The sequence below is a fragment of the Tenacibaculum sp. TB-56 genome (assembly GCF_059716275.2).
In genome coordinates this window covers 464,700-484,679 of sequence record NZ_CM201367.1, presented here as the reverse complement: position 1 = coordinate 484,679, position 19,980 = coordinate 464,700, and the positions used below count along the sequence as shown (strand labels likewise).

19 protein-coding genes and 1 other RNA gene are annotated in these 19,980 nt (G+C 33.0%); 15 read left to right on the top strand and 5 right to left on the bottom strand.

Annotation, left to right across the window (positions count from 1 at the left end):
* Nucleotides 1-44: 44 nt before the first annotated feature.
* Nucleotides 45-1,055: a glutamine synthetase beta-grasp domain-containing protein gene (locus AC3VI6_RS02320; RefSeq protein WP_435255372.1), complete on the bottom strand. Its 1,011-nt coding sequence runs from the start codon at nucleotides 1,053-1,055 to the stop codon at nucleotides 45-47.
* Between the two features lie 197 nt (nucleotides 1,056-1,252).
* Here AC3VI6_RS02320 and AC3VI6_RS02315 point away from each other — a divergent pair, with 197 nt between their 5' ends.
* The 9 genes from AC3VI6_RS02315 to AC3VI6_RS02275 all read left to right on the top strand — a co-directional run bounded on the left by AC3VI6_RS02315 (nucleotide 1,253) and on the right by AC3VI6_RS02275 (nucleotide 10,645).
* On the top strand, nucleotides 1,253-3,433 hold the full coding sequence (locus AC3VI6_RS02315) for a glutamine synthetase III family protein (RefSeq protein ID WP_497705015.1): 2,181 nt from the start codon (nucleotides 1,253-1,255) through the stop codon (nucleotides 3,431-3,433).
* 407 nt (nucleotides 3,434-3,840) lie between these two features.
* Nucleotides 3,841-3,978: a hypothetical protein gene (locus AC3VI6_RS02310; protein WP_497705014.1), complete on the top strand. Its 138-nt coding sequence runs from the start codon at nucleotides 3,841-3,843 to the stop codon at nucleotides 3,976-3,978.
* 43 nt (nucleotides 3,979-4,021) lie between these two features.
* Nucleotides 4,022-4,750: a hypothetical protein gene (locus AC3VI6_RS02305; protein ID WP_497705013.1), complete on the top strand. Its 729-nt coding sequence runs from the start codon at nucleotides 4,022-4,024 to the stop codon at nucleotides 4,748-4,750.
* A gap of 130 nt (nucleotides 4,751-4,880) precedes the next feature.
* Nucleotides 4,881-5,306, top strand: a complete 426-nt coding sequence (locus tag AC3VI6_RS02300) for a hypothetical protein (protein ID WP_497705012.1) — start codon at nucleotides 4,881-4,883, stop codon at nucleotides 5,304-5,306.
* A gap of 4 nt (nucleotides 5,307-5,310) precedes the next feature.
* Nucleotides 5,311-6,042, top strand: coding sequence for a CsgE family curli-type amyloid fiber assembly protein (locus AC3VI6_RS02295; protein ID WP_497705011.1), 732 nt, complete (start codon nucleotides 5,311-5,313; stop codon nucleotides 6,040-6,042).
* 12 nt (nucleotides 6,043-6,054) lie between these two features.
* A complete protein-coding gene (locus tag AC3VI6_RS02290) occupies nucleotides 6,055-6,471 on the top strand; it encodes a curli assembly protein CsgF (protein ID WP_274633903.1) in 417 nt (138 codons plus the stop codon).
* A 31-nt stretch (nucleotides 6,472-6,502) separates the two neighbouring features.
* Complete coding sequence (locus AC3VI6_RS02285) at nucleotides 6,503-7,849, top strand: CsgG/HfaB family protein (protein WP_274633902.1); 1,347 nt, start codon at nucleotides 6,503-6,505, stop codon at nucleotides 7,847-7,849.
* 11 nt (nucleotides 7,850-7,860) lie between these two features.
* Complete coding sequence (locus AC3VI6_RS02280; RefSeq protein WP_497705010.1) at nucleotides 7,861-9,360, top strand: carboxypeptidase regulatory-like domain-containing protein; 1,500 nt, start codon at nucleotides 7,861-7,863, stop codon at nucleotides 9,358-9,360.
* 106 nt (nucleotides 9,361-9,466) lie between these two features.
* On the top strand, nucleotides 9,467-10,645 hold the full coding sequence (locus AC3VI6_RS02275) for an AIR synthase related protein (RefSeq protein ID WP_497705009.1): 1,179 nt from the start codon (nucleotides 9,467-9,469) through the stop codon (nucleotides 10,643-10,645).
* Nucleotides 10,646-10,691: 46 nt separating this feature from the next.
* Here the strand turns inward: AC3VI6_RS02275 and AC3VI6_RS02270 are convergent, their stop codons facing one another.
* The gene (locus tag AC3VI6_RS02270; RefSeq protein ID WP_497705008.1) at nucleotides 10,692-11,123 is read right to left on the bottom strand and encodes a DUF6265 family protein; all 432 of its coding nucleotides are present in this window, start codon (nucleotides 11,121-11,123) and stop codon (nucleotides 10,692-10,694) included.
* A 79-nt stretch (nucleotides 11,124-11,202) separates the two neighbouring features.
* Here AC3VI6_RS02270 and prfA point away from each other — a divergent pair, with 79 nt between their 5' ends.
* Complete coding sequence (gene prfA / locus AC3VI6_RS02265) at nucleotides 11,203-12,279, top strand: peptide chain release factor 1 (protein ID WP_497705007.1); 1,077 nt, start codon at nucleotides 11,203-11,205, stop codon at nucleotides 12,277-12,279.
* A 318-nt stretch (nucleotides 12,280-12,597) separates the two neighbouring features.
* Nucleotides 12,598-12,786 (top strand): 30S ribosomal protein S21, encoded by a 189-nt coding sequence (rpsU, locus tag AC3VI6_RS02260; protein ID WP_133534602.1) that lies wholly within the window; start codon nucleotides 12,598-12,600, stop codon nucleotides 12,784-12,786.
* A gap of 77 nt (nucleotides 12,787-12,863) precedes the next feature.
* Here the strand turns inward: rpsU and AC3VI6_RS02255 are convergent, their stop codons facing one another.
* Both AC3VI6_RS02255 and ssrA read right to left on the bottom strand, forming a co-directional pair.
* Nucleotides 12,864-15,005 carry a S46 family peptidase gene (locus tag AC3VI6_RS02255; protein WP_497705006.1) on the bottom strand — a complete coding sequence of 714 codons (2,142 nt, stop codon included), beginning with the start codon at nucleotides 15,003-15,005 and terminating at the stop codon, nucleotides 12,864-12,866.
* Nucleotides 15,006-15,288: 283 nt separating this feature from the next.
* Nucleotides 15,289-15,684: a transfer-messenger RNA gene (ssrA, locus tag AC3VI6_RS02250) on the bottom strand.
* A gap of 254 nt (nucleotides 15,685-15,938) precedes the next feature.
* Between ssrA and AC3VI6_RS02245 the strand changes: the two genes are divergently transcribed.
* The 3 genes from AC3VI6_RS02245 to AC3VI6_RS02235 are packed head-to-tail and all read left to right on the top strand — an operon-like array spanning nucleotide 15,939 to nucleotide 17,787.
* A complete protein-coding gene (locus tag AC3VI6_RS02245) occupies nucleotides 15,939-17,147 on the top strand; it encodes an NAD(P)-dependent oxidoreductase (RefSeq protein WP_274635043.1) in 1,209 nt (402 codons plus the stop codon).
* Nucleotides 17,148-17,187: 40 nt separating this feature from the next.
* Nucleotides 17,188-17,409 (top strand): DUF3820 family protein, encoded by a 222-nt coding sequence (locus AC3VI6_RS02240; RefSeq protein WP_274635044.1) that lies wholly within the window; start codon nucleotides 17,188-17,190, stop codon nucleotides 17,407-17,409.
* Between the two features lie 9 nt (nucleotides 17,410-17,418).
* On the top strand, nucleotides 17,419-17,787 hold the full coding sequence (locus tag AC3VI6_RS02235; protein ID WP_497705005.1) for a DUF1801 domain-containing protein: 369 nt from the start codon (nucleotides 17,419-17,421) through the stop codon (nucleotides 17,785-17,787).
* Here the strand turns inward: AC3VI6_RS02235 and AC3VI6_RS02230 are convergent, their stop codons facing one another.
* Entirely contained in the window at nucleotides 17,788-18,738 is a 951-nt protein-coding gene (locus tag AC3VI6_RS02230) for a transglutaminase domain-containing protein (protein ID WP_497705004.1), read from the bottom strand.
* 105 nt (nucleotides 18,739-18,843) lie between these two features.
* On the opposite strand from AC3VI6_RS02230, the gene AC3VI6_RS02225 reads away from it, so the two are divergent.
* Nucleotides 18,844-19,842: a M28 family peptidase gene (locus tag AC3VI6_RS02225; RefSeq protein WP_497705003.1), complete on the top strand. Its 999-nt coding sequence runs from the start codon at nucleotides 18,844-18,846 to the stop codon at nucleotides 19,840-19,842.
* Nucleotides 19,843-19,980 lie beyond the last annotated feature (138 nt).

Genomic DNA, 19,980 nt, shown 5'->3' with positions numbered 1-19,980 from the left:
AAAAGCGGCTTTTTTTGTTAGTTGTGTTGTAGGTGTGTGTTTAATTATATCTTAGCGCCTTTTACGGTCTTGATAATTCTTCCAGCTACTTTGTATGGATCAGCGTTTGAAGCAGGACGACGGTCTTCTAACCAACCTTTCCATCCTTTTTCAACAGCGATGATAGGAATACGGATTGAAGCTCCTCTATCTGATACACCATAACTAAAGTCAGATACGTGAGCAGTTTCGTGCAATCCTGTTAAACGCTCATCATTATAAGCTCCATAAACATCAATGTGTTTTTCGGTAACAGGTCTGAATGCTTCACAAATAGCTTCAAAAGTTTCTTTAGAACCACAAGTTCTTAAAGTAGTGTTAGAGAAGTTAGCGTGCATACCAGAACCATTCCAGTCTCCTTTAATTGGTTTAGGGTGGTATTCGATGTAGTAACCGTATTTTTCAGTTAAACGATCTAATAAATAACGAGCTACCCAAATTTCGTCACCAGCTTTCTTAGCTCCTTTTGCGAATAATTGGAATTCCCATTGTCCTGGAGCAACCTCTTGATTAATTCCTTCGAAGTTTAATCCAGCTTTAATACATAAATCAGCATGTTCTTCAACAAAATCTCTTCCCCAAGTGTAACGACCACCTACAGAACAGTAATATTTTCCTTGAGGTCCAGGAAACCCACCACGAGGGAAGCCTAAAGGTAAATCAGTTTTAGTATCCATTAAGAAATACTCTTGTTCAAATCCGAACCAAAAATCATTATTGTCATCGTCAATAGCAGCACGAGCATTTGATTCGTGCGGAGTACCATCAGCATTTAAAACTTCAGACATTACTAAATATCCATTTTCTCTAGCAGGATCTGGATAAATAGCAACAGGTTTTAATAAACAATCAGAGGCACCACCAGATGCTTGCTCAGTAGAACTTCCGTCGAAAGACCACATAGAGCAGTCTTCTAATTTACCGCTAAAATTTTCTTCAATTTTAGTTTTGCTACGCATGTTTTGAGTTGGTTCATGACCATCTAACCAAATGTATTCTAATTTTGATTTACTCATGATTTTTGTTTTTGTGTTGTTATGGAATTAAAATCGGTACAAAAGTGAGGTTTTTTTGTTTTTTGTCAAAATTTTATGGGGTGTTTTTATTTAAAATTAACTTTAAGTTAATTTAGCCCCTATTTTTTTAGGGGTGTTTCTTTTTAAGGTGAAAATTATGTACTTTTGAAATGTTTAACTTTTATACCTTATTATATATGTCAGTTTTAAGATTCAATGCATTACAAGAGGTTTTACACAGAAAACCTATCGTTGTAGAAGAAAAAGAACGCCGTTCGGAATTGTTTGGCAAAAACGTTTTTAACGAGCAGGCGATGCGTCAACATATGACAAAAGAAGCATACCAAAGTGTGATGGATGCAATTGAGTTTGGAACGAAGATAGATAGAGCAACTGCAGATCAAATTGCGGTAAGTATGAAAGATTGGGCCTTATCTAAAGGAGCAACGCATTACACACATTGGTTTCAACCTTTAACGGGGTCAACTGCAGAAAAGCACGATGCCTTTTTTGAAACTATAGATGGTGGTGCCATGGAAAAGTTTGATGGAGGTCAGTTAGTACAGCAAGAGCCAGATGCTTCTAGTTTTCCTAATGGAGGAATCCGAAATACATTTGAAGCACGTGGATACACTGCTTGGGATCCAACATCTCCAGCATTTATTTATGGTACGACTTTGTGTATTCCTACAGTTTTTGTTGCGTATACAGGGGAAGCTTTAGATAACAAAGCACCGCTATTAAGAGCGCTACAAGCAGTAGATACTGCAGCAACATCAGTTTGTAAGTATTTTGATAAGAATGTAACAAAAGTAAATGCAACCTTAGGTTGGGAGCAAGAATATTTTTTAATTGATACGGCTTTGGCAGCAGCGCGTCCTGATATTATGATGACGGGTAGAGCGTTGTTAGGGCATGCTCCAGCAAAAGGACAACAATTAGATGATCATTATTTCGGGTCAATACCAACACGTGTGTTGAATTTTATGCGCGATTTAGAGCATGAATGTATGTTGTTAGGAATACCAGTAAAAACACGTCATAATGAGGTTGCACCGAATCAGTTTGAGTTAGCACCAATTTTTGAAGAAGCGAATTTAGCGGTAGATCACAATTCATTATTAATGGATGTGATGGAAAAAGTATCGCAACGCCATAAATTCAAAGTGCTATTTCACGAAAAGCCATTTGCAGGAATCAATGGTTCAGGAAAGCATAATAACTGGAGTTTATCTACCAATACAGGAGTTAATTTATTGAGTCCGGGTAAAACTCCGATGAAAAACTTACAGTTTTTAACCTTTTTTGTGAACTCAATTAAGGCAGTTCATGATTACGAAGAGTTAATCAGAGCATCTATCGCAAGTGCAAGTAATGATCATCGTTTAGGAGCTAATGAAGCGCCGCCTGCGATTATTTCAGTGTTCATCGGAACACAATTATCTGAGGTGTTAGATGAGTTAGAAAATGTAACTAAAGGAAAATTATCACCAGAGGAGAAAACGGATTTAAAATTAAATATCGTAGGTAAGATTCCTGAAATCTTATTAGATAATACAGATAGAAACAGAACGTCACCTTTTGCTTTTACTGGAAATAAATTTGAATTACGTGCGGTAGGATCGTGGTCTAACTGTGCGGGTCCTATGACGGTGTTAAATACCATTATGGCAAGACAGTTAAACGAGTTTAAAGAAGAGGTTGATAAATTAATTGATACTAAGAAGCTTAAAAAAGATGAAGCAATATTTAATGTTTTAAGAGAGTATATTAAAGCTTCGAAAAACATTCGATTTGAAGGAGATGGGTATGGAGATGCTTGGGAGAAAGAAGCGAAAAAAAGAGGTTTATCAAACAATAAAACTACTCCGGAAGCATTAAAAGCACGAATTTCTAAAAAAGCCATTTCACTTTTTGAAGAAATGGGTGTGATGAATAAAGTAGAGGTTGAAGCTCGTCATGAAATTGAGTTGGAAGAATATTCAAAAAAGATTCAAATTGAAAGTAGAGTATTGGGTGATATTGCAAGAAATCACATTATACCTACAGCGATTCAATATCAAAATACATTGATAGAAAATGTACGAGGATTAAAAGAGATCTTCGGAAATAATTTTGAAAAGTATGCCAATGAGCAAATCGATTTAATTCAAAAAATATCGCTTCACATAGCTGAAATCAATTCTAAAGTAGAACAAATGATTCAAGAGCGTAAAAAAGCGAATAAGCTAGAAGGACAAAAAAATGCAGATGCGTATTGCAATAAGGTAAAACCGTATTTTGATGAAATTCGTTACCACTGCGATAAATTAGAATTAATGGTTGACGATAATCTTTGGCCTTTAACAAAGTATAGAGAATTGTTATTTACGAGGTAAATCCTTATTTATGTAAAAGGAAATCTGTTTAAGAAAAAGGTTTTTTCCCCTTTTAACAGTATTTTTTTTTTTGACTTATTAAAGCCGAGACATTACTAATACTGTGTTTTTCGGCTTTTTTTTTTTTTTGGGTAGGAGGGAGATTTTAAACGTGTTTTTTGAGGCAAAAAAATACCTACTTTAGCTATGTTTAAACACGCAAACTATATATAGGTTTTTTACAGTTTTTATTTTAAACTGATGGATGTAGTTGTGGTTATAAAAACTACAGTACATTTTACCCCGTAATTTTATTTTACCCTTATTATTTAGTATTCTCTTCTGTATTACAAGTATTTTAATATTTCTAAGCTTGTTGTAGATAGATTATACTAAAAATTAACCAACGTATTTTAAAATTATCAATTATGAAAAATTTTTTATTAGCAGCAATTTTTTTAGCTTCAGGAACAGTATTTGCGCAATTTGCCAATCCATTACCAACACCTAAAGCGAATTGTATTGGATGTTCAGTTCCTCAAGTAGGCACCTTCTTATTGGGATAGAGGAGCAGCAATTAACACGAGTTATGTAGATCAAACAGGGCATATGAATGATGCAAGTGTGGTTCAAACTGGAGTGGGGAACTTATCTAATATTGATCAAGATGGTCAAAATCAAGGATTTTCTGGAGGCTTAGGAAATGAAGCTACAGTATATCAAAGAGGAAGAAAGAATGAAACTGACATTAAGCAACATGGTGATTATAACTCAGGGTTTGTTAACCAAGTTGGGTTTAAAAATTATGCGCAACAAGATGTGGGTGTAGGCTGGGCAGAAAATAACAGAGCATATGCTTATCAAACAGGTCGTCAGAACACTTCAATTCAAAAACAACGTTTTGATAATAACGTGGCTATAGTGGCACAATCAGGTAGAAGAAACTTTGCTCATCAAGATCAAAGCACGGGAACTAATGGTGCACCAGGAAGTGTAGCGGGTATTTTACAAATTGGTGATTATAATAAAGCTAAGCAAGTTCAAAGAGGTAGCTTTAATATAGATGGTATTGCTCAATTTGGTAACGGAAATGTAGCTTCTACAAACCAATCGTCAAATGGAGGTCTAAATATTTCAGGTATTGCGCAAACAGGTTGGGGTAATGAAGCTTGCGTTGATCAAAAGGCTGATGCTGGTATTAACTTAAGTTTAATTAGTCAGTTTGGTGTAGATAATCATGCTTCTGTTATACAAGATGCACAAGGTTCTGGAAATGCTAGTTTTATTGGTCAAGCAGGATACATGAACAAGGCTTGCGTTGAGCAAACAGGACTGTAGGGTTTATTAATTAGTAGTAAATTAAGCAACAAAAATAAGGGAGAGTGAGAAGGGATTGCATTCTCTTCTTCTTTCTCCTTGTTTATAAAGAACTAAGATAATGATGAGAAGGATGAAAATAATACTGTGTATGGTACTTTTAATATTTAGTTTAAAAGCTACGGCACAACAAAATACATCTACCTACTTTGTGTCTGTACCTCAAATAGGAAGTGATGCTTCTTTTCTAGTTTTAGAAAAAAATATCAACTCATTAAATAATTTACAAGATTTTGATAGATCGATAGATAATTATAATTTATCAATAAATCAGTTGGGAGTTAATAATGTTGTAGAACTGAAAAACGGAGTTAGTGATATACAGTTAATAGGGCAAAAGGGTAGAGATAACTATTATAATTTTATAGATTATTATAATAATTCACCAACAAAGATGAATATTCTTCAAGAAGGTAACGCAAATTCATTACATATTTATGGGACGAATTCTTTAATGGAACATGTGAAAATTATTCAGAAGGCTAATTACAAAGCAATTACAATAAGAAACTATTAAGCAAATGTCAAGTTTTCATTTTTTTCAAAATATTATAAGATGTGTTTTTTTATTATTCTATGTGGGAAGCTTTACTCAAGAAAAAACAGATGTGAATGCTAAAGTTATTGTTCTTAAGAAAGATAATTTTTTAGATGTAAAAGCTCAAGCAGAAAATGAAAGCGTGTTATTTAAAGATGAGCTTAACTACAATTTAGTTGTGTTGAAAAAGAGTAAAGAAGAAAGTTATTCTAGTAATAAACAATCAGGACAGTTTTCTTTGAAGCCTAATGAAAAAAAAGAACTATCTTTAATACGACTTAGCTTAAACCCATATGAAGAATTAAGAGTGTATTTATTTATAAAACACAGAGAGAAATTAATAGATAAAGACACTTTAGTTATTTTACCTCAAAAGGTTGGAGTAACAAAAAAGGAAGTAATTGATGAATCAGAGTTTATATTAAAGGGTTTAGTTATTGAAGAAGCAAAAACAAAGGTAGGAAAGGATTTTTATGATTTTTTTTATCAAGAATATTTACTCTCAGGATTAAAGTATCCTTTCATTATAAAAATAAAAGAAAAGCCAGGATTAAGAAGGACTACAGTTTTAATAATAGAGGCTGATGATAATAAAGTTTTTGAGTTTATGACTATGCCAGGAGAAGATTTTCTAAAACAAGCTGTAAAAGCAACTATGGCAAGGTTAAGTACCTACTCAAAACAACGAAATAAATTACTAAGTTATAAAATTTAAACAAAATGAGTTATGAAAACAGAAGTCAATATAATGGTAATTGCTTTGTTTTTAGCAAGCTACTGTTCTTTTTCACAAGAATTGGTTTATAAACCTATAAATCCTTTTTTCGGAGGAAATAATCCATTCGGGTATCAGCAAATTTTAGCATCAGCTAATGCACAAAATGACTTTCAAGAGGAAGGACAAGACCCTTTTCAGCAGCCTTCAGATTTAGAGAACTTTACAAACAGCTTAAATAGACAATTATTAAATTCCTTGTCGCAAGATCTGTTTCAAGAACAGTTTGGGGATCAAGGATTAACTGTAGGAACCTATGTGTTTGGGTCTTTAGTGGTAGAAGTAACACCTACAAGCGGTGGGTTGTCTGTAAATATTTTAAATACTCAAACAGGAGAACAAACACAGATTATAATACCAAATAATTAATAACCAAACGACTAACTATAACTTAAGTTTTATGAGAAAACTATTATTTAAACTATTATTCTCTTTAAGTTTTATTTTGTTCTCTAGTTGTGGAGCATATCTAAACCAACCATTTGATACTACAAATGCTAGAATAGGAGAGAATACCTCTTTACAAAACGACTTAATTAAAAAAATTCAACCTGTCGAGAAAATAATCGTAGGAGTTTATAAGTTTAGAGATCAAACAGGACAGTACAAGCCTACTGAAAATGGATCTACATTTAGTACAGCAGTTACCCAAGGAGGAACATCAATTTTATTAAAGTCTTTAGAAGAGTCAAAATGGTTTACCCCAATAGAAAGAGAAAATATTGCTAACCTATTAAATGAACGACAAATAATAAGATCTACTAGGCAGGAGTATCAAGGGGGGGATTCTCAAAAAATGCCACCATTGCTTTTTGCAGGAATTATACTTGAAGGCGGTGTTGTTTCATACGATTCAAATATTATTACAGGAGGTTCAGGACTTCGGTACTTTGGTGCAGGAGCGTCTAACCAATACCGACAAGACAGGATAACAGTGTATTTACGAGCGGTATCTACATCAAATGGGCAAATTTTAAAAAACATTTACGTATCTAAAACAATACTCTCTCAGGGTATTTCAGCTAATTTATACAGGTATGTTTCATTAAGAAGATTGTTAGAGGCAGAAACAGGAGTAACAAAAAACGAGCCTATGCAATTAGCTGTAAAAGAGGCTATAGATAAAGCAGTAGAACAGTTAATTATAGAAGGAGTGGTTGATGGTTTATGGACACCCCAAGGAGGTGATACAGTTGTTAACCTCTTTAAAAATGAATATTTAAAAGAAAAAAATGAAGCAGATAACACTTTATTGTTTAATAGAAAACAAGAGAAAAGAAGAGCTACCAATTCAATGAGTGTAATGGGAGGAGCTTCAATAGTTTCTGGAGATTACTCAAATCCAGTAGCAAGATTTGGGTTCGATTTAAAATATAGATACTTTTTTAAGGATCCTAGATTTAGTTTTGGGGGAAGTGTAGGGAGGTTTTCGTTAGAAAATGAAAGATCTTTTAAAAACACATTTTTAACGTCAAGCCTATTTTTAGAGTACAATATGTTACCTTATGATAGATTAACACCTTATGTGTATGTAGGGGTTGGGTCGGTTTTAGAAAAAAATCTAGACAATCCAATGTTTAAGTTTCAGTACGGTCTAGGATTAGAATATTTAATAACAAATAAAATAGGTTTAACTCTTTATGGAGAAAACTATCTTTTAGGTTCAGATAATTTAGATAAGTTAGTTAGAGGGAAAAGAAACGATTTTATTTGGAGAATAGGAGCGGGGATAAATGTTTATTTTTAAGAAAGAAAGCAATGAAAAATATAATAAAAATAACAATACTTTTAATGTGTGTAACCTTACTTAACTGTAGTGAAGACACTGTAGATTTTGTTGAATTTGGTACTATTAAAGGACGTGTAGTTAAAAAGAGAAGTTTTGAGCCAATAGCTAATGCTAAAATAACATTGTCTCCAACCAATAATACAACTTTTACAGATGAAGATGGTTACTTTTTAATGGAAGATGTACCAGCACAAGACTACTCTGTAAGCGCAACTAAAGAAGGATTTTTAACAGCTTTTGAACCTGTAGGTTTAGGAGCAGAAACAGAAATTAATGTGGTTTTTGAATTAGATATCGAAACAGCTTTAAATGACCCACCAACAGCACCAGAGCTTAGAGCTCCAGCTAATGGCATAGAAGATGTAAATAACACGGTAGAATTAAGTTTTAAATCAATTGATCCTGATGAAGATGAAATAACATACAGAATAGAAATTAAAAACGACTTAAATAATGATGTTATATCTTTTGAAAATGTAAAAGACACTTTGTATACGGTAACTGATTTAAAATTTGGAGTAAAATATTTTTGGCAAGTAGCTGCTTCAGATAATATTAATGCAGAAGTACTAAGTACTGTAAGTACATTTAAAGTAACATCAACACCTGATAATAGATACTTTTATACAAGACAGGAAGAAGGAAATAATGTTATTTACTCAGGAGATTATATCAACGAAGCCCCAGTTAATGAACTTCTGTTAACCTCCCCAACCACAAATTCTTGGAGACCAAGAAAGAATTCAGCAGCAAATTTAGTTGCCTTTTTACGAACAGATAACAATGAAACACATATTTATACAATGAAAACAGATGGTTCAGATGTTAAAAAAGTAACCTCTAATGTTCCTGTAGTTGCATTTGATTTAAATGAAGTAGATTTCGCTTGGTCGTCTAACGGTGATCGAATAATATACCCACATTACGATAAATTATTTTTGATTAATAAAGACGGAAGCGGGCTACAACAAATATACCAAACTACCGATGGTAATTATATTACAGAATGTGATTGGAGTAATGATGAATCTACAATAGCCTTAAAGACGAACAATACTAGTGGATATAATGTTCAGATTTACACAATTGATATGGCAGGAAATACTATTGACACTGTTTTAACAGGAATGCAAGGAGCTGCAGGTGGAATTAATTTTACAATAGATGGAAGCTCGCTGTTGTACACTAGAGATATTTCTGGATATGAATCAAGTAATTATAGGCAATTAAACAATCATATGTTTTTATATGAATTTGCAACGGCAGAAGTTACTGATTTATCAGAAGGAAAACCTGATGGAACAAATGATTTAGATCCGCGTTTATCACCTAATGAGGCTGAAATTATCTTTGTGAATACGTCTAATGATGGTATTTCTACAAAAACAATTTATAAAGTACCTTTTAGTGATGGATCTACAACAAGAACAGCATTGTTTGAAAATGCGACAATGCCAGATTGGGAGTAAAAGAAAACGAACAATTACTGATAAAGCGAGCGTGTAAAAAACGTTCGCTTTTTTCTTGATAAAAGCGTAATAAAACCTAAATTTGCAGGCAACAACAACACAACAAATGAGTAACGAAGTATCTAAACGCTACGCACAACGCGGAGTATCGGCATCTAAAGAAGATGTGCACAACGCTATCAAAAATATTGATAAAGGATTATTTCCAAAAGCTTTCTGTAAAATTGTTCCAGATTACTTAACGAATGATGAAGACTATTGTTTAATCATGCATGCTGATGGAGCAGGAACAAAATCCTCTTTAGCATATATGTACTGGAAAGAAACAGGAGATATTTCAGTATGGAAAGGTATAGCGCAAGATGCTTTAATCATGAATATTGATGATTTATTGTGTGTAGGAGCTACTGATAACATTATGTTGTCGTCTACAATTGGACGTAACAAAAACAATATTCCAGGAGAAGTTTTATCGGCTATTATTAATGGAACAGAAGAATTAATCGCTGAATTGAAAGAATTCGGAGTAACGATTCATTCAACAGGAGGTGAAACGGCTGATGTTGGAGATTTAGTACGTACCATTATTGTAGATTCTACAGTAACCGCTCGTATGAAAAGAGCTGATGTGATTGATAATGCGAACATCAAAGAAGGAGATGTAATTGTAGGTTTAGAATCATTCGGACAAGCTACTTACGAGAAAGAATACAACGGAGGTATGGGAAGTAACGGATTAACTTCTGCACGTCACGATGTGTTCCATAACTATTTAGCAGAAAAATATCCAGAAAGTTTTGATGCTTCAGTACCTTCTGATTTAGTGTATTCAGGAAATACAAAATTAACAGATGAAGTAGAAAACTCTCCGATTGACGCTGGTAAATTAGTATTGTCTCCAACAAGAACCTATGCACCAATTATTAAAGAAATTTTATCAAAATTCTCTTCGGAAGAAGTGCACGGAATGATTCATTGTTCAGGAGGAGCACAAACTAAGATTTTACACTTTGTAGATAATTTACACATTGTAAAAGATAATATGTTCCCAATTCCACCATTGTTCAAATTGATACAAGAACAATCAAAAACAGATTGGAAAGAAATGTATCAAGTATTTAACTGTGGACACAGAATGGAATTATATGTGTCTCCTGAAGTTGCAGAAGATATTATTGCAATTTCAAAATCATTCAACGTAAACGCACAGATTGTTGGTAGAGTAGAAGCTTCTGATAAAAAGCAATTAACTATCAAAAGTGAATACGGAACTTTTGAATATTAATACAATAAGATAAAAAGTAAAATCCTCAGAGAAATCTGAGGATTTTTTATTTCATTTTTTCAAACACAAAATCAATCGAAAATTCATCGTTACTAACTTTCGCTTTCAGTTGATTGTTCTCCTTCCAATATTGTATCGTTTTAGGAAATTCGTTTAGTTGATTTTCTGCAGTAAAAGAAGTGTCGGTTTGTTGTGTAAAAGCAAATAGTGTCGGGTTTTCATTGACGCCTGTAATTTGTAAAAACAAAGAATCGTTCTTGGTAATGATATGTAATACCTCTTTAAAAACAGTATCTTTCTCTTTTAAGGTGAAGCCAATTCCAGAAAAATCCTCACTCCAAAACTCATAGGTAAGTTTGTCTGCTTGATTATTTATACGTTTCCATTTTCCGAATAACCAAGTAGGTTTTTTGATTTCTACAGTATTTTGACAAGAAAAAAGTAGTAATCCGCTAATAAATAAGAGTAAAAAACGCATTATAAAATACTTAAAGGAATAAAGATAATGAATAAAATTCGATAAAAAATCGTAAATTCGCACCCCAAGAAAAGATACTATGCTAGATAAATTACAGATAGTTAAGCAACGTTATGATGAGGTATCAGATTTAATCATCCAGCCAGATGTTATCTCTGATCAAAAACGTTATGTGCAATTAAATAAGGAATATAAAGATTTAGGAAAGGTTGTAAAAAAGGCAACAGAGTATGAAACTTTATTAAATAATATAGAAGAAGCCAAAGAAATTATTGCTGACGGATCGGATGCAGAAATGGTAGAAATGGCTAAAATGGAAATGGATGAAGCAAAAAATCGAATTCCAGAATTGGAAGAAGAGATTAAGTTTTTACTAATTCCGAAAGATCCAGAAGATGCTAAAAATGCTGTAGTAGAATTACGTGCGGGTACTGGTGGAGATGAAGCGAGTCTTTTTGCAGGTGATTTATTTAGAATGTACACTAAATATTGTGAAAGCAAAGGGTGGAAAGTTTCTACAGTAGATTTTTCTGAAGGTACCAACGGTGGATTTAAAGAAATTCAGTTTGAGGTTACTGGAGAAGATGTGTACGGAACGTTAAAGTTTGAAGCGGGTGTACACCGTGTACAACGTGTGCCACAAACAGAAACTCAAGGACGTGTACATACATCAGCAGCAACCTGTATGGTGTTCCCAGAAGCTGAAGAGTTTGATGTAGAAATCAACCCAAAAGATGTGCGTATCGATTTCTTCTGTTCATCAGGACCAGGAGGACAGTCGGTAAACACTACCTATTCAGCAGTACGTTTAACACACATTCCTACAGGATTAGTGGCACAATGTCAAGATCAAAAATCGCAGCATAAAAACAAAGAGAAAGCGTTTAAGGTATTACGTTCTCGTTTATATGATATGGAGTTGGCGAAGAAGCAAGAAGCAGATGCAGCAAAACGTGGTTCGATGGTAACCTCAGGAGACCGTTCTGCTAAAATTAGAACGTATAACTACCCGCAAGGACGTGTAACCGATCACAGAATTGGATTGACCTTATACGATTTATCAAATATTGTAAACGGAGATATTCAAAAAATTATAGACGAGTTAATGCTCGCAGAAAATACTTCTAAGTTAAAAGAATTAGGAGAAACAATTTAAATATGAAGACGCTACCAAATGGTAGCGTTTTTTTTATCAAAAAGAATTAGAACCTAGAATTCTTGTAGAGCCGATAAAGAAACCCTACCTTTGGCGCGTATTAATGTTCTATTCCTATTTCGGGAGAAAATCGACAAGTCTTTATACTATTTTTCTGTCTTATACTTCAGTTTTTTAGTCTTCAGTTGCTTTACAAAGCATTTTCATTAGAATTTTTAATCTAAAATAATATCATATAAAATCATGGACTGCATTGTATATGTGGGCTATGAGATAATTTGTATGATGTAAAATGTCTAATAATTAAAACCATGTCATATGTTAAGAATAGTTGTAAAAGAGGGTGAAAATATTGATAGAGCCTTAAAACGTTACAAACGTAAGTTTAGAAATGTAAAAGTTTTACAAGAGTTGAGAGAAAGAAAACAATATGTAAAACCATCAGTTACTAGAAGAGCACAAATTCAAAAAGCAGCTTACAAAGAGCAATTGTTTAAAGAAGAATAGTTCTGAAAATTATATAGAAAATAAAAAACGCAACCAAATTGGTTGCGTTTTTTGGTATTGTTTACTAATGATTTAGATTATTCTACAATAGTTAATTCGTCTACGATACGTTTAGCACCAGCATACTTATCGATTAACCAAAGTACGTATCTGATATCTACGTTGATTGTACGTTGTAAGTTAGAGTCGAAAATAACATCACCAGCCATCGCTTCGATGTTACCATCAAATGCTAAACCGATTAATTCACCTTTTCCGTTTAAAACTGGTGAACCAGAATTTCCTCCTGTAATATCGTTGTCAGATAAAAAGTTTACAGGTAATTCGCCTTTACTGTTAGCATATCTTCCGTAGTCTTTTTTCTCATAGATATTTAACATGTCTTTAGATAAATCAAACTCACTATCGTTTGGCTTGTATTTTTTAACCATTCCTTTTAACGTTGTGTAGTTGTTAATACTAGCATCGTTTCTAGGATCTTTAGGTAAAGCTCTTACTTTTCCGTAAGATAAACGTAAAGTAGAGTTCGCATCTGGATATTTAATGTTGCTTAAACCAGACTTACGTAAACCATCTACTAATAATCTAAATGATTTTTGGTAATCGTTTAATGGTTGTACTAAGTTTTCAGGTTGTTCTCTATATTTACCTAATAATTGAGATGATAAAATATATAACGGATCGTTAGCTAATAATTCTTTATTTGGGTATTTTAAGAAAGCTGTTGCACGTTCTTTAGACGTAAAAATACTTAATTCGAAAATAGAATTGATGTAATCATTAATATCACCACCCTTTGCAATTTTAGCTACAATCTCTGGTAATTCGTAATTTGCTTTAGCTGAATATAGCTTTAGTTGTTCTGCTAAAATTTCTTTTTCTAAAGGTAAGTGGTAGTTTGTGTAGCTACTTTCAATAAAAGCATTCAATCGAGGCATTAAATTCTTACGAGCAGCTTCGTTAGCATCGATATAAGACTCAAATCCTTTACCAATTTGATATGGTAAAACAGCAAATTTACTAGAACGCAATAATAACATTAAGTAGTTGTCGTGCTTTGCTTTATTGTTGGTTAAGCTGTAGTAATTGTTGATGTTAGTAACAACATCTCCGTAAGTAGTTTTATTTGATTTGTTGTTAGCCCATTTGTCAAATTTCTTTTCAACTTTACGTTTAGTTTCGGCAGTTTTATGAGCTGTTAAAGCGTCAATCATACCTTGTCTGTTTTTCCAGTAGTTGGCAATTCTAGCATATTGAGAAGCATACATTAAGTTGATAGATGCATCTTCATCCATGTATTTCTTCATCACATCCATACTAAGTTTAGAACCTTCCACCCAAGCAGGATATGCGTAGTTTACGTTTTGCTCGATTCCTTCTGCAGGCATCCAACGGTTTGTTCTACCAGGATATCCTAAAATCATAGCAAAATCATTCTCTTTTACCCCTTTAATGTTAACAGGTAAGTGATATTTTGCTTTCAATGGTACGTTGTTTTCAGAGTACTCAGCAGGATTTCCTTCTGCATCAGCATATACTCTAAATAAAGAAAAATCTCCTGTGTGACGTGGCCATTCCCAGTTATCAGTATCTCCACCATATTTACCAACTTTATCAGAAGGTGTACCGACTAATCGTACGTCTTTATAATCTTCGTATACAAAATAGTAATATTCATTTCCTTGGAAAAAAGAACGTACAGAAACAGTGTATTTACCACCTTCGTTGTTTTCTTGTTCTATTTTTGCAATTTCTCTGTTAATAGTAGCTTCACGTTCTTTTTCTGTCATAGAATCGTTTACTTTAGATAAAATACGTTCTGAAACGTCATCCATTCTTACAAAGAATCTTACAAAAAGACTTTCGGGTTTAAGCTCATCTTTTAATGTTTTAGCCCAATATCCGTTTTTAAGGTGATTTTGTTCTTCTGAAGATAATTCAGCAATAGCATCATAACCACAGTGATGGTTTGTAAGTACTAATCCGTTATCAGAAATAATACTAGCAGTACAACCACCGTTAAATTGAACGATAGCATCTTTAAGGCTTTGGTTGTTAATGCTGTAAATTTCTTCGGCAGTTAACTGAAGTCCCATTTTTTGCATATCACGTTCGTTTAAACGTTTAATATGCATTAAAAACCACATCCCTTCATTGGCAAACAATGAAGTAGGTAGTAAGATTAAAAAAGCAATTAAAAAAAGGCTTGTTTTTTTCATAATATAATTTGAATAATAAAAAATTAGGTTGATTTTTTTTTAGTTAGAATATCGTCTTTTAAAAACTTAATAAGATTAAGGCGTCTATTTCAGAGCTTCACTAATTAAACAATCAGCTTGTAAAAATACTCAATAATTCATTTAGGGTAAGAAGGGGAAACGTTAAAAAATGAAGGAATATCTAAGTTATTTTAGAATAATTTTAACAGTATTGATAGCTAGAGATGAGCTTTTTTGAATTAAAAATAAAAACCCTTATAAACACTAGGTTTATAAGGGTTAGTAGTGGAGACGCCGAGAATCGAACTCGGGTCCAAACAAGCAGCTCAAAGGCTTTCTACATACTTAGTTTTTGATTAATTTTCGATTAAAACCTGACCAAAAACAGCCCAATTTTAACTTAGCTTCTTTAATTTCGAAAACCCATCGAAGCACTAAGTTTTCTATGTCTACTTTTACGATGCCCATAAATGAAACGCCGTAAACCAAGGCTTTTCGTGGACATTCAGCTTGCGCACCTAGTGCGCCGAGGCTTTATCTTACTATAAATTCAGATTAAGCAGCTAAAGCGTAGTTATCTTCGCCGTTTAAATGTTTGAAATAAGTTTAGCGAGTTATCATTTCACTCCTCGGTATGCTTACATTTTCACTCGTCTTGCTGTCAAAACCAGTCGTCCCCAATATGTCAAAGAATGTACTTATCTAGCGCAAAAAATATACCAATTTTTAGGGTGTTCGGGCGGGCTTTCACTACTCGCTTCCCGAAAAATCGGGAGAGCTCAAACATGCCGTTCAATCCCTAACGCATCATAAGCGGACGCAAATATAAAAAAATATGATTTGTACAATCATTTAAAAACGAGTATTTTCGCCGTAATTGTTATAAGATATAACATTATGCTAGAAATTGTTTAATTTTAACACAGGTAAAGAATGAAATTCGGAATCATAAAAGAACGCAAAAACCCACCAGATAGAAGAGTCGTATTTTCTCCTGAAAAATTACAAGAGTTTAAAAAACAGTTTCCACAAGCTGAAATAGTGGTAGAAAGTTCTGATATTCGAGTTTTTTCTGATGAAGCCTACAAAAATGCAGGGTTCGAAGTAACTAATGATGTTTCTGATTGTGATGTGTTATTAGGCGTAAAAGAGGTTCCGGTAGACGAGTTGATTCCGAATAAAAAATACTTTTTCTTTAGTCATACTATTAAAAAGCAACCATACAACCGTAAGTTGTTAAAAGCGATACTAGAAAAGAATATCGAAATGTTTGATCATGAAACCATTGTGCAAGAAAACGGAGCACGTCTAATTGGTTTTGGGCGTTATGCTGGTTTGGTAGGAGCTTACAACGGATTTAGAGCATTAGGTTTGCGTGAAGGATTGTTTAATTTACCTAAAGTTGAAACCTTACCAGATTTAGATGCTGTAAAATCGGAGTTAGACAAAATTACCTTACCAAACATTAAAATTTTATTAACAGGAACAGGAAAAGTGGCTCATGGAGCTCAAGAAATTCTTGATCACTTGCAAATTAAACAAGTAAGTGATGCGCTGTATTTAACTTCAGAGTTTACCGAACCAGTATATTGTATAGCAGATGTTATGGAGTATGCAAAACGAAAAGATGGTAAAGTAGGAGATAAGTTTGAGTTTTACAAAGATCCGTCTGGTTATGAAAGTAACTTTATGCCCTATGCAAAACAAACTGATTTCTTTATAGCGGGTCATTTTTATGGTGATGGAGCACCGTATTTATTTACTCGTGAAGATGCTAAAAATTCTGAGTTTAGAATAAAGTATGTAGCGGATGTTTCTTGCGATATTGATGGACCAGTAGCGACAACACTTCGTGCGTCAACAATTGCTGACCCTATTTACGGATATAACCCAGAAACAGAATCAGAAATTGATTTTAAAGACGAAAAAGCTATCACAGTAATGGCCGTAGATAATTTGCCATGTGAGTTGCCTAAAGATGCAAGTGAAGGTTTTGGAAATATGTTTTTAGCACATGTAATTCCAGCATTTTATAACAATGACAAAGACGGAATTTTAGCTCGATCAAAAATGACAACAAATACTGGTAAATTAACCGAACGTTATGCATATTTGCAGGATTACGTAGACGGAAAAGAATAACACTTAATAACTCCCGCTTCGGCGGGATTTTTTATTTAAGATGATACCAGATAAACAATTTTTAATTGATACGGCCAATATGAAAATGCCTTTTGGAAAGTACAAAGGAACCTACTTAATAGATATTCCTGAATATTATATTGTTTGGTATAAAAACAAGGGATTCCCTCAAGGAAAGCTTGGTACTATGTTAGAATTAGTTTACGAGCTTAAATTAAATGGATTGGAAGATATTTTGAGGAAAATCCGTCGAGTTTCTTAAATTTAGAACATGAAACCAGCAGAAGAACATATACTCAAACAACCAGAACCTTTCAAGTCTATTTTATTGCATTTACAACTGTTGATAGAGAATAATTGTACTGATGTAGAGCTAAAATACAAGTGGAAAATGCCTGTGTATTATGTAAGCGGACATCAACTTTGTTATTTAAATGCCTCTCATAAAAAAGGGTTTGTAGATGTAGGTTTTTGGGCGAAAGGTATTTTACAAGATTTTGATGAGTATTTAGTATCTGAAGGTAGAACTGTTGTGAAATCACTTCGTTATACTTCTGTTGAAGATATTGATGAAGAAATTTTTCTTCAAGTAGTTGAAGAAGTAGCTAAGTACAATCATAAAGGCTTTTGGAAGAAATAATTATTGAATCAAAAACTCAAGCATCACCTCTTTATCAATAATTAAATATACCTGTTTGCTATTTTTTGGTGGTAATGTTGTTATGGTAGTAATGTTATTCTTAGTTACTACTTTATCTGGCGTTACAGCATAACGATATCCACTATAACCTAAAAATATAGTTTGATTTTCTCTTAAATTTTTAAGTTTAATTTCTATGGGAGTAGAACCATTTAAGATTCCCTTTTTAGGAGAAATCAATTGTAGATCAGATTGCAAAAAAGCTGAACTATAAATTGGTTGATTGTAAAAATCATCCTTTTCCATTCTACCAACTCTTAATTGCCAAAGTTTGTTTTCAGGGTAATGTGTTTTAAAATACTGTTCTTTAGGTATATTGTAGTAATACGAGTTAAATAGTTGTTGCCAGCTACCATTGTTAACCATACCTGCAGCCCAAGTAGCATCAATATAAATCCAATTATTATTCAATTTAACAGCGTTCCAAGCGTGATTAGAATTGCTTTTAGGATTGGCTATATCGTTTGATGAGTTTCTAACATACCCTTTAATAACTTCATTTTCTATTTGTAATAAGGAACAGATTTTAGCTAGAGTTTGCGCATAACCTTCGCAAAGTGCTTTTCGATTTGACAAGGTTTCGTTTACAATTTCATCTTTTATGGCTTGAAGCTTTTCTAATTTTTCTTGTTCGTTTTTATATTTGAAAGAAATTCTTTTTTGCCTCGGATTGTAATACCCTTCTAAATCATATTTGATATTGTAAGAAAGCCAATAAAATGCAGCTTGCACTTGTAATTCTTTAGAATGAAAATCTTTAGCTATTCTTTTCGCTAAATTTTCGGCAGTTGTTAATTTAGGGTAGTCAATTACTTTTTCTTCTATCAAAGAAAAATCTTGGGCGTTTACAGCCCAATTCAATAAAAAGAAAAGAAAAAAAAGTCGCTTCATATATCAGATAAACAAAGGTACTGTACAAAAATTGTGCCTGTAAAATTAACAATTTAAAAACACGAAATTAAATTAGCTATATTTAGACTTTTAAATAAATAAAGAATGAAAAAATTTTTATATCCATTAGCATTTGTAAGTGTAGCAGTTTTAGTATCGTGCAAGCAAACTAAAAAAACTAGTAACGAACTAGCTGTCAATACTGTTGAGGTGGCTCCGAAAAAAGAGAACAAAGAAGAGATAATTGATTCTGTTTTAGTAAGAAAACACTTATATACACTTGCGTCAGATGAAATGGAAGGAAGAAAACCAGGAACTGAGGGAATGGAAAAAGCAACTCAGTATATAGAAAATGAATACAAAAGAATTGGTTTAAAAACTTTCGATACACTAACTGCATATCGTCAAAATTTTGAATACAAGGGTATTAAAATGAGTAACATTATAGGTTTATTAGAAGGTAAATCTAAAAAAGATGAGTTTGTTATAGTATCTGCACATCACGATCATTTAGGAATGAAAGAAGATGGAGAAGGTGATCGTATTTTTAACGGAGCAAACGATGATGCTTCAGGAGTAACCGGCGTGTTAGCATTGGCAGAATATTTTGCAAAAAATGAAATAAATGAACGTAGTATTTTATTTGTATGTTTTACTGCTGAGGAAATGGGCCTAGTGGGTTCTGAGTACTTCGGGAAAGGAATTGATGCCGATAAGTTTATAGCTGGAATTAATTTAGAATTAATAGGAAAAGAACCAAAAACAGGACCAAAAACAGCATGGTTAACCGGTTTTGATAAGTCAGATTTCGGAAGAATTATTCAAAAGAATTTAGAAGGTTCAGGTTATCAGTTGTTTCCAGATCCTTATCCAAAATTTCAATTATTTTTAAGGTCAGATAACGCATCATTAGCTCGTTTAGGTGTGCCGTCTCATACATTCTCAACAACACCTATAGATGTAGATGCTGATTACCATAAGGTAACTGATGAAGCAGAAACATTAAACATGACTGTATTAACAGAAACAGTTAAAGCAGTGGCTAGAGGAACGCAAAGTATTATAGAAGGAAAAGATACGCCAACTAGGGTAGTTATGGAGTAAAAGAATTTTAGTTAAATAAACAAAAAAGGAGCTTTAAAAGCTCCTTTTTTGTTTGTTGTTAGATTTAATATAAGTTTTTTATGTTTTGATTCAAATAAGTGTTAAAAAATTGCTATTTTGGTAAGGTTTAATTTAGTC